The organism is Nonomuraea spiralis (genome assembly GCF_014648435.1).
In the GTDB taxonomy this organism is placed as follows: Bacteria; Actinomycetota; Actinomycetes; order Streptosporangiales; family Streptosporangiaceae; genus Nonomuraea; species Nonomuraea spiralis.
Genome location: NZ_BMRC01000052.1, coordinates 36,869 through 46,705, shown reverse-complemented (window position 1 = coordinate 46,705; position 9,837 = coordinate 36,869). Strand labels below are relative to the sequence as shown.

The 9,837-nt window shown below is 65.1% G+C and carries 10 protein-coding genes and 2 pseudogenes; 5 read left to right on the top strand and 7 right to left on the bottom strand.

All coding sequences use genetic code 11. The annotated features are described in order from the left end of the window. Positions 1 to 209 precede the first annotated feature (209 nt). Complete coding sequence (locus IEZ27_RS51445; RefSeq protein ID WP_189653970.1) at positions 210 to 2,138, top strand: caspase, EACC1-associated type; 1,929 nt, start codon at positions 210 to 212, stop codon at positions 2,136 to 2,138. Positions 2,139 to 2,229: 91 nt separating this feature from the next. Here the strand turns inward: IEZ27_RS51445 and IEZ27_RS51440 are convergent, their stop codons facing one another. The 5 genes and pseudogenes from IEZ27_RS51440 to IEZ27_RS51425 form a co-directional block, all read right to left on the bottom strand. Beyond that, entirely contained in the window at positions 2,230 to 2,619 is a 390-nt protein-coding gene (locus IEZ27_RS51440) for a hypothetical protein (protein ID WP_229825113.1), read from the bottom strand. A 30-nt stretch (positions 2,620 to 2,649) separates the two neighbouring features. Further along, positions 2,650 to 2,793, bottom strand: a pseudogene (locus IEZ27_RS55215) (TetR/AcrR family transcriptional regulator); the annotation flags it as partial. A 20-nt stretch (positions 2,794 to 2,813) separates the two neighbouring features. Further along, a complete protein-coding gene (locus IEZ27_RS51435) occupies positions 2,814 to 2,963 on the bottom strand; it encodes a hypothetical protein (RefSeq protein WP_189653969.1) in 150 nt (49 codons plus the stop codon). After that, complete coding sequence (locus IEZ27_RS51430; RefSeq protein WP_189653968.1) at positions 2,944 to 3,210, bottom strand: sigma-70 region 4 domain-containing protein; 267 nt, start codon at positions 3,208 to 3,210, stop codon at positions 2,944 to 2,946. Before IEZ27_RS51430 ends, IEZ27_RS51435 begins: the two co-directional genes overlap by 20 nt. Before the next feature lie 90 nt (positions 3,211 to 3,300). Continuing rightward, a complete protein-coding gene (locus tag IEZ27_RS51425; RefSeq protein ID WP_189653967.1) occupies positions 3,301 to 3,687 on the bottom strand; it encodes a hypothetical protein in 387 nt (128 codons plus the stop codon). A gap of 703 nt (positions 3,688 to 4,390) precedes the next feature. On the opposite strand from IEZ27_RS51425, the gene IEZ27_RS51420 reads away from it, so the two are divergent. Beyond that, positions 4,391 to 4,714, top strand: coding sequence for a hypothetical protein (locus IEZ27_RS51420; RefSeq protein WP_189653966.1), 324 nt, complete (start codon positions 4,391 to 4,393; stop codon positions 4,712 to 4,714). A gap of 162 nt (positions 4,715 to 4,876) precedes the next feature. After that, positions 4,877 to 5,209, top strand: coding sequence for a YciI family protein (locus tag IEZ27_RS51415; RefSeq protein WP_189653965.1), 333 nt, complete (start codon positions 4,877 to 4,879; stop codon positions 5,207 to 5,209). A 15-nt stretch (positions 5,210 to 5,224) separates the two neighbouring features. Here IEZ27_RS51415 and IEZ27_RS55750 read toward each other — a convergent pair. Further along, positions 5,225 to 5,524 (bottom strand): annotated as a pseudogene (locus tag IEZ27_RS55750) (hypothetical protein); the annotation flags it as partial. 96 nt (positions 5,525 to 5,620) lie between these two features. Continuing rightward, on the bottom strand, positions 5,621 to 5,860 hold the full coding sequence (locus IEZ27_RS54675; RefSeq protein WP_379478631.1) for a transposase: 240 nt from the start codon (positions 5,858 to 5,860) through the stop codon (positions 5,621 to 5,623). 327 nt (positions 5,861 to 6,187) lie between these two features. Between IEZ27_RS54675 and IEZ27_RS51405 the strand changes: the two genes are divergently transcribed. Further along, entirely contained in the window at positions 6,188 to 8,500 is a 2,313-nt protein-coding gene (locus IEZ27_RS51405; RefSeq protein ID WP_229825112.1) for a molybdopterin-dependent oxidoreductase, read from the top strand. Between the two features lie 455 nt (positions 8,501 to 8,955). Then, complete coding sequence (locus IEZ27_RS51400; RefSeq protein ID WP_189653964.1) at positions 8,956 to 9,543, top strand: isochorismatase family protein; 588 nt, start codon at positions 8,956 to 8,958, stop codon at positions 9,541 to 9,543. Positions 9,544 to 9,837 lie beyond the last annotated feature (294 nt).

Genomic DNA, 9,837 nt, shown 5'->3' with positions numbered 1-9,837 from the left:
CGGTGTTTCGTTCTTCTTGGTCGTTGAACCAACTACCGGAGACCTCTTCGTTCAACGATCACCGACACGCCTCACACGTGATCTTTCGAAACACGGCCTAGGCGTACTGGAAACGGACGGTAACCGCTGGAACTGACGGACAGGATCTCGAACCTCAAGAACGACCCGCGGACCAGCGGGTTCGCCCTCACTCCATGAAGTAGCTGGGCATGTCTGGTGCACGCCGGGCCCTCATCGTGGCCAACGACGAATACTCCGATCCAGGCCTGGCGGCCTTGCTGGCGCCGAACCAGGACGCGATCGGGCTCGCCGACGTGCTTGGCGACGAGAACATCGGCGGATTCGACGTCCAAGTACGGCGAAATGCCAACGTTCAAGAGCTGCGCCTGTCCATAGAGGACTTCTTCGTCGATGCCGCCAGAGACGACCTGCTGTTGTTGCATTTCTCAGGGCACGGCCTCAAGAGCCCATCGGGTGAGCTCTACCTGAGTGCTTCGGACACGCGTCCGGACCGGCTCGCGTCCACCGGCCTGTCAGCCGAGTACGTCAGCCGGCTCATGCTGGAGACCCGTGCCCAGCGTGTCGTGCTCTTCCTGGACTGTTGCTATGGCGGTGCGTTTCCCCGAGGAATGGTCGTTCGCGGCACGGCGGACGCGGCGGTCGGTGAAGCGTTCCTCCGGCAGGAGCGCGCCGGATCGGACAGAGGGCGCGTGGTGGTCACCGCCTCCAGCGCAATCGAGTACGCCTTCGAGGGACGCGACATGGTTCCCGATACGAACCTCAGCCCGTCTGTCTTCACCGCCGCCGTGATCAACGGACTCGCCACCGGGGATGCGGACCTTGACGGCGATGGCTGGATCGGGGTTCGGGAACTGTTCGACTACGTGGCGGATCAAGTGCGTAAGACGACCCCGCATCAGACGCCGCATATTTGGATCTTCGGTGCTCAGGGGGATGTGCGCATGGCGCGCGTCCGAGCCTCGCAGGTGGTGGCGACACCCGTGCCCGCGGTGCTTGTCGAAGCCATGAACAGCCCGCTCGCAGGGGCGCGGTTCGGGGTGGTTCACGAGCTTCGGGAGCGCCTGTTGGGCGAGGATCTCGGTCAGGCATTGACCGCGTGCCAGATGTTGCGCACGCTGGCCGAGGACGACAGCCGCCAAGTCTCCCGCGCGGCTGAGGCGCTGCTCGCCGAAGCCAGACCGCATGCGACGGCGCCACTCGTGGACTTCGGCAGCATCGACCTCTCGACCTGGTCCGAAAAGGTCGAACTGGCGCTGAACGGGCCGCCTGTGGCCTGTGCGGTCACCGCGGTGCCATCGGTGCCGTGGCTGCGGTTGGAGGTCCGCGATCGCGTGTTGTCGGCCCAGGTTTTCGGGGATGCTGCGGGCAGGCTGGTGGGAATCGGGACCCTGACGGCACCGGCTGGGGAGATCACGATCGAGGTCCAGGTGTCGGTGGAAGTGCCTGACGCCGTACGGGCCACGCAGCCCATGCCGATCAGTTCCCTGCGACCCTCCGGAGCTCTCGTGTGGCCGCCGAGAGCGAAGGACGTCGAAGCCAATGTGGTGGAGACCGGGACGGATGCGGTGGTGCCGGGACAGGCTTCGGCTTCTCCCACGGCCTTCCCCACATTTGAGGTTCTCCAACGGCTTGCCCCGTGGCGGCGACGCCTGGTTGCGCGGCTGATCGATGCTGCGCTGAACTACGTGATCGCCGTCACGTGCGGCTATCTCATCTACCTCGTCTTGGGCCCATTGCTCGCCGATGGAACCGCTTTGATGCCGGCGGTGATATTCGGATTGTGTTTCGTGTATGAATTCGTGCTGCTGAAGGTCCGCGGGCAGAGCGTCGGCAAAATAATCACACGCATCAAGGTGGTGGAGCTCGGCGCGCCGCCGGCGTCCGGTCTGTCAAACGTCGTCGCGTTCCTGCGCACGTTGCCACTCGTGGCGCCGGTGCTGCTGATGGACGCGTTCGAGTCGGTATTCAGCTACGTGCTCATCTGGCTCTACTGGATCGCTGTTCTCCTGTGGGCCCGTTGGGACAAGCCGCTCGGCCGATCACTTCTCGACAAGGCGGCTGGGACGATCGTCGTCACAATCCCTGCGGCTCGGAAACCTCGCGCTGACCACGCATAAGGGGGGGCCGATGTTTCGCCCCTGCTCCTGGCGGAGCTGCTGGTTCTCTCGAGGAAGGTCATCAGTGATGTCGACTGCCCGTCGCCAACGCTCAAGGGGCCGTACGAGCCCTTCCCAGAAAGATGTGAACGACGGTCCCGACCAGCAGTTCAGTCGAAGGTGGCCGCTCGGCTTCCAGCATCTCGAGGATGAGCTCGTGGAGCACACCGTGCACCCCTAGGGCGTACAGGTACGGATCGTCGGCGCGATTCCCCGGCAGCTTGATCACAACCTCGTGAAAGACCTCGGCGAAGCGCCTGAGCGCCTGTCGCCGGGCCGCTCCGGTGGAACCGGCTCGAACTGCTTCCACATGCATGATGCGCACCCGACGCCAATCCTGCATGGTGAACTCGATGTATCGCCTTATGCCGTCAACGAACTGATCTTCAGGTGCCGAAGCCTCTTCCATCGCTTTGGCGACCTGGGTGAGGGTGTCGTCCACGACGACCTCGTACAAAGTCTGGAGCAATTCCTCGCGGCCACCGAAGCACTCGTAGAAGGCCCTGTTCGAGATGCGAGCCTCTGAACAAAGTCGTTCGATGGTGGTGGCGTCAAAGCGCGGCTTCGCGAACAGGGTGTACGCAGCATTGAGGAGACGCTCACGTCGATCCGCCAGCCGTTGTTCTGCGCTCAGCCCTACATGTCGTCCGGCTCGTTGCTCTTGGATGCGCCGGACCTCGTCAGTTTCAGCTGGGGGGTGCGCTGTCGAAGCTGACGCGCACCGGTCGCGCCGAGTGAGGACCGCTCGATCAGCTCCTCGAACGGCTCATTGGCCGTGCTGTTCACGAGGGATCCCTCCTTCGGGGAGGTGTTGCTGTTCGATCTTTCTCCACCGATACAGCGCCCCCTCCACTGCCCGGACTGAGGCTTCGCCGAGCAGCTCGGCGATTTCCTCCTGGCTGTAGCCGTCGATGGTGAGGGCGACAATCGCCCGGGTGCGTTCACTGGCACGGCGCAGATCATCACGAACGCGGATCCGTCCCAAAGCCTGAGACTCCAAGTCGGCGGTGATGCCGGCGTCCGGGTCCAGCATGATGACTGTCGCGCTCGCTCTTCCACGGTTCCGCCCGCGCGCACTCGTCGAGGGCGGCTGGCTCTACGAAGGTGGCGCGAGCCTTCCCACCTACTTCATGATGGCCAGTTCCTCGCGGGCAGCTGAGTCGCGGTAAAGCTCTTCGAGTTCCGCATCGGTGGGGGCCAGGAAGAGTTTGCGAGTGGCGGTGAGCTTGAAGATGTTTCCGGTGTACATCCAGCCACGAAGCACTGACATGCCGTAGCGGGCCAACTCGTTCTCGAACTGTTGATACCTTTCTCCGCTGAAGTCGTACCGGGCCATCTCATCGCGTAACCGCTGGTCGGCCGCGCGACGTTCCAGGCTTTCTCGAAGCTGATGTGTCTCGACCGTGTGTGACGCCGAGATCGCCTGCACCATCTCCGGGCAAGCCGGCACGTCAAGATCGACAAGAACTTGTTCGGCAGGTTTTACCGGCTGGGCAAGCGCGCTGACCACAGGCGCCGAGCCCGTGATCTGTCGTGGGATGACCTCTCCTGCGTGACTTAGGAGCGACGGTTTCCGTCATCACCCTCGGGAGGATTTGTGGCAGCACCGCCTGGACCGTTGCTGAGTGTTCGTTCCGCCGTCGTCCTGTTGCTGGCGGCCGTCGTAGGTTTGCTTGCAGGACTGCTCGCCTCTCTCAGCGGCCAACCCCTCCCGGCAGCGTTCCTACTGGCCGGCGGAGCGCTGGCCCTGTTCCACACAGTCATCGGACGGTAGAACGACCGTGGGTGGCTACGCGGAGGCAGTCAAGTCGGCCATCGAACGGACCGTCCGCTCGGTCGGGATGGTCCGTGGCCAGGGCGTGGCCGGCGCGGGCGCTGTCTGCGGATCAAGAATGTCTGCAGGCGTCATCCTGGACCGAGTTCGGCGGCTCGGCCACGATGAGGACATGACCGGAAGCGGATCAGCGGGGGCGGGCGGCGGGGGAGCAGGTTCGCGCCTGAACTGGACGGCAGTGAGCGCTCTGGCGGGTTCGATCGCAGCCGTGGTCGCGCTCTTCGCCTACCTGATGCCGCCCAGGACCTCGCCCGGCACAGTAGTTTTCAGTCCGTCCCCGCCTCCATCCCCACCGGGTCGGGTCGTCACCCGGCCCTCACCATCGCCTGCGGACTCGTCGCCTGAGTCCAGCACGTCCCGACCACCGAGCCGCACGCGAGTGGTCCAGGATTCCCCTCCACCGCTGCCGGAGGTCCGGTCCGCCGGCTGCGACGAGACGGCGGCGGCCCTGACCGCCTACCGCAGGGATGCCGGAACCAGCCGCAGCGGCCAGGCGGCCGCGGCCCAGCAGACGTACAGCGACTTGATGGGCGCAGGCCTCAACGCGCAGGGAGCGGTGGGGGCGAAGATCAGGCGACTGGCCGCAGAGTTCCAGGAACTGAGCTTCCGCCTGACGGGCATGACCGGCGGCGACCCCAACCAGGTGATCGCGGATATCAATACGGACGTCGCGGAGTTGAACAGCTTGTGCGCATCCGGCTGATCGCACGACAGGTGTATCCCCTCAGAGGCTCTGGCATGATCTCCAGTGATATCTGAAGGTATGTCGTTGGCCATGGATTTGCCGGCTGGTATCTGAATGCCCGCGATGAACTCCACGGCCTAGTTAAAGCGTGTCTCTTTGTTCGTGGGCTAAGCTCCAGCCATGGGTAAGTTTCTCGCTGTCCTGAACGGCGCGGCCGACAACGCTGACAAGGTGAAGCTCACCGAGCAGCAGCAGAGTGAGTTCATGAATGCCTGGGCGGCGTGGGCTCAGAAGAACGAACACGCCTTGATCGATCCCGGGGCGCCGCTCTTTCGCAAGAAGTTGGTGACGGCCCAAGGCGCCGAGGACTTCACTGACTCGAAGACCGGATACGCGATCGTGGAGGCCGAGACACATGAAGACGCGGCGCGGCTCTTCAGTGACCACCCTCATATCGCTTTGATGCCGGGGAACTCGATCGAGGTCCTCGAGTGCCCGCCTGTCCCATCCTGAGTTCTGCTTCCTTGATCATCTTCGTACCCGGATGAGGATGGGCGGCGAGGTGCAGCGTTGCCTGGTAGGCGAGGGCGGGCGGTCGGCCTCCTCACGGCCTCGGCGCAGACGGTGGCCGACCTGATCGGAGGGTTGAGGGATGACCGCACGGATCCCACGCTGCCGGAGGTGATCCCGGCTCGCGCGGGATGAGAACGCGCGATCCGCCAGGACGGCATCCGGCCGGGTCCTCGATCTTCCGGGCCGGACTCGCGGAACACGGATGCCGGCGGTGATGGCCTCGAAAGCCGGTGTATCGCCCGCCTGGCCGGCGGTGACATGAAGGCCGGCGGCCGTGCTCGGCTGTCGCGGGCAAGGTGGACTTTCGTGCGCAGGCCGCCTCGCGGACGTCCGGTGCCGTGATCGTCGGGTTCAGCTGTCCGGTGCCCCTTCTTCCGGGCTCCGGCTGCATGTTGGTGAGCCCGGCAGACGGTCGAGTCCACCGATACGGTCCAGCCGATGTCCCCGCCGTCGTCGCTCGTTCGGCAAGTCTCTCCAGGGTGAGCCGGTGCGGTACTTCCAGGCGATGGTCTCAAGGGTTCGGCGGTGGTCGGCCCATCGTCGCCCCCGGGTCGGATCGGCCGGCATCAATGGCGCGATCCTGTCCCGCATAGCATCAGTGACTACTAACTAGGAAACAAGCGAAAAATCCGACTTGTGCTCGCACTGTCCGGATCTGAAAGAGATTGTCGGCCGACGGCATAATTTCCTGAGGGCGCCCCTTTCGGAGTCGAATTTGCTCGCGTTATAGTGCGAAAGGCAAGATACAACCAAGATTCGGATGCCTACTTGACGAGCCTCGCACGGGCAATCGCAAGCCTTGTCTGCAGGTCGGACGGCATGGATAGGTCCGAAAGAGCCTCCTTGCAACACATCACCCCCGCAACGTGAGCGACCGCTGCCCAAGATCGGGGGAAACGTCACAGGCGGAGTTGATGCATGGTGGAACGACGCATGTCGGTCGCGACGCACTGGGGTAGTTTCATCGCCGTAGTCGATTCCGGTCGGTTGGTGCGAATCGAGCCGAGGCACGATGACCCCGTGCCGTCGCCCATCGGCCCCGGCATGGTGACAGCCGCCGACGATGGCGCTCGCGTGTTACGCCCCGCGGTGCGCAAGGGCTGGCTGAACGGCGAGCCGCGCGCCCGCGACTCCGCCAGAGGCGCGGACGCCTTCGTGGAGGTGAGCTGGGACGACGCCATCACACTGGTGAGCGACGAACTCCGTCGCGTTCGTTCACAACACGGGAACAGCGCGGTGTTCGGCGGATCCTACGGCTGGGCGAGTGCCGGCAGGTTCCACCACGCGCAGGGTCAACTCCACCGGTTCCTGGCGCTGGGCGGGGGATACACCGACTCCCGCAACACCTACAGCACCGCGGCTTTGGAGGTCATCCTTCCCCATGTGATCGGCGGCCATCCGTGGAGCTACCAGAGCCGGATGCCGATGTGGGACGAGATCGCCGACAACTGTGAACTTGTGGTGGCGTTCGGCGGGCTGGCCCTCAAGAACAGCCAGATCAACCCTGGCGGCCTGGCCAGGCACCAGACCCAGAACCTGCAACGCCGGTGCCGTGAGGCCGGGGTGCGGTTCGTGAGCATCAGCCCCATCCGCAGCGACGTCGCCGGCTTCCTCGACGCCGAGTGGCTGCCCGTCATCCCCAACACCGACACCGCCGCGATGCTCGGCATCGCCCACACGATGCTGGTCAACGGCTGGCACGACGAGGACTTCCTGCGCCGGTGCTGCGTCGGGTTCGACCGCTTCGCCTCCTACCTGGCCGGCGAGCTCGACGGCATCCCGAAGGACGCCGCCTGGGCAGCGAAGATCACGGGCATCGGACGCGAGGCGATCATCGATCTCGCTCGCCGCCTCACCGCCCAACGTTCTCTCATCATGGTCAACTACGCGGTGCAACGGGCGGACCACGGCGAACAACCGATCTGGATGTCCGTCGTGCTGGCCGCCATGGCGGGCTCGATGGGCCGACCTGGCTGCGGCTGGGGCGCGGGCTACGCGACGATGGACGCGACCGGCGTCGCCCCAGGCCGCCCCTTCGTGGCGACGATTCCGGACGTCCCCAACCCCGTTCCGGACTTCATCCCCGTTGCAAGGATCGCCGATGCGCTGCTGCATCCAGGTGAGGTCATCGACTACGACGGTCAGCGCCTGACCTTGCCCGAGCTTCGCCTGATCTACTGGTGCGGAGGGAATCCGTTCCACCACCACCAAGATCTCCATCGGTTGACCCGCGCCTGGCAGGCCCCTGACACGGTGGTGGTTCACGAAGCCTGGTGGAACACCACGGCCAAGTTCGCCGACATCGTCCTGCCCGTCGCCACCAGCTTGGAGCGCGACGACTTCGCCGCCGGATTCTCGGACCCCCACATCGTCGCGATGCCGAAAGTCCGCGAGCCCGCGGGCGAGTCGCGCACCGATCACCACATCTTCACCGCCTTGGCCTCGCGGCTTGGATACGAGCAGGAGTTCACGGAGTCGCGCTCCGAGGTCGAATGGGTCCGGCATCTCTACGAGCAGACGAGGGCCGAGCTCGGCGGCGACGCCGCCTTACCGAGCTTCGACGACTTCTGGCGCAGTTCCACCGCCGAGCTGCCGGCGTTGACCGGACCGTTCCCCGGCAGCTTCGAGGACCTCCGTTCGGATCCGCAGCGTTTCCCGCTGCTGACGCCGTCGGGCCGGATCGAGATCTTCTCCGAGGAGATCGACTCGTTCGGCTACGACGACTGTGCCGGGCATCCGATGTGGTTCGAACCGGTGGAGTGGCTTCGTGCCGATCTGTCGGACCGGTTCCCGCTGCACCTGATCTCGAATCAGCCCGCCTCACGCCTGCACAGTCAGTACGACAACGGCGATCACAGCCTCAGCTCAAAGATCGGCGGACGTGAGCCCGTGACGCTCAATCCGTCGGACGCCGCCTCGCGCGGCATCCAGAGCGGCATGATCGTACGCGTCTTCAACGACCGAGGCGGCTGTCTCGCGGGCGCAGTCCTGTCGGACGACGTCATGCCAGGCGTCGTGCAACTGTCCACGGGAGCATGGTGGGATCCGGTCCAGCCAGGCCTGAGCGGAACATTGGACCGCCACGGGAATCCGAACGTTCTCACGGCGGATCGGCCGTGCTCACGACTGTCTCAAGGACCGAGTGCTCACAGTGTGCTGGTCGATGTCGAGGTCTACGACGGCCCTCTTCCCGATGTGCTCGCCTTTTCCCCACCGAGCCTCGAGCGTTGAGGCAAAGGCGAGCTTGAGGCGCCGGTGGTCAGGAAGCCGCCGCTGTCCTTGAGGTTGAACGGGTAGTGGCCCAGGAAGTTGGTGTGCCGCTTGCCGCTCACAGTCACCGTCTGCCGCCCGGCCGTACTCTCCGGTCGGCGACACCGCCGGGGGTGGCAGGACGTATCGGGCAGAGAGGCCGGGGCGCGGCGAAGGCGAGGTGGCGGGCGCATCTGACCCCACATGAACAGGGCCCCTGCCTCGGACCTTCTTGCCATGTCCTGTGACGTGAACACATATAGCGACACTTCATGTACACAGTGTTACAATCGGGATTGGTGTGCCCGGATGTGGCGCGATGAGCCACGTTGCCGTGCGCGCCACGCTGAGTCGGTGAACGTCCGGCGAATGGTGTGCCCGCCCGCCGGCGGAAGGGTGAGCCTCGGAGAGACGCACCCAAGGAAAGGGGTTTGTCCGTGAGTCGTGCACTGATCATCGTCGATGTGCAGAAGGACTTCTGCGAGGGTGGCAGCGTTCCGGTGAAGGGCGGCGCGGATCGAGCCGCCGCCATCGCCGAGCTGGTCCGGAGCGCCGATGGGCAGTATGCCTTCGTCGTCGCCACCCGTGACCACCACGTCGATCCGGGCGCCCATTTCTCCGACACCCCCGACTTCCAGGACTCATTCCCTGTGCACTGCGTCGTCGGCAGCGAGGGAGGCGAGTTCCATCCGGAGTTCGCGCCCGCAGTCGACTCCGGGCATGTCGACGAGGTCTTTTTCAAGGGCGCCCACTCCGCCTCCAAGAGCGGTTTCGAGGGCTCGACCCAGGACGGCGCGACACTGTCCGCCTGGCTCAAGGCTCGTGACATCACTGACCTCGATGTCGTCGGCATCGCGACCGATCACTGCGTGAAGGCCACGGCGCTGGACGGGGCCCGCGCCGGCTTCACCGTGCGGGTCCTGCTCGACTACACCGCTGGCGTCGCCGCCGACACCACACGCGCCGCGCTGGACGAACTGCGCCGGGCCGGTGTCGCGCTTAGAGGCGAACCCGTCGTCGCCTGAACGGGCCGGTCCCGCTCTGTTCGGCAGCGCTTTCAGGTGGCCTCATGGATCAGGCAACGCGACGACCGGCATGACGAACTTCCCGCGAGCGGATGCGACAGGTGATGGAGATTCTGTGTCATGAAGTAACACACGCCTCACCATCGCGCCATATCACACTCAGTGTCTGCACAAATACGGTCGGCAAGCAGTGGGTGGTGATCGCGACGGCTTCCAGGGCACCGCTGTCCGTTCGGGGTCACGGGCGTGATCACCTCCGGTCGTGGCAGGACTCCCGGGGGTGACGCCTCGGGG

Bases quoted from the DNA above. Each gene is read 5' to 3' on its own strand.
- IEZ27_RS51445 (WP_189653970.1), top strand. From the start codon at position 210: ATGTCTGGTGCACGCCGGGCCCTCATCGTGGCCAACGACGAATACTCC.
- IEZ27_RS51430 (WP_189653968.1), bottom strand. From the start codon at position 3,210: ATGCTGGACCCGGACGCCGGCATCACCGCCGACTTGGAGTCTCAGGCT.
- IEZ27_RS51415 (WP_189653965.1), top strand. From the start codon at position 4,877: ATGGGTAAGTTTCTCGCTGTCCTGAACGGCGCGGCCGACAACGCTGAC.
- IEZ27_RS54675 (WP_379478631.1), bottom strand. From the start codon at position 5,860: ATGCGGGACAGGATCGCGCCATTGATGCCGGCCGATCCGACCCGGGGG.
- IEZ27_RS51405 (WP_229825112.1), top strand. From the start codon at position 6,188: ATGGTGGAACGACGCATGTCGGTCGCGACGCACTGGGGTAGTTTCATC.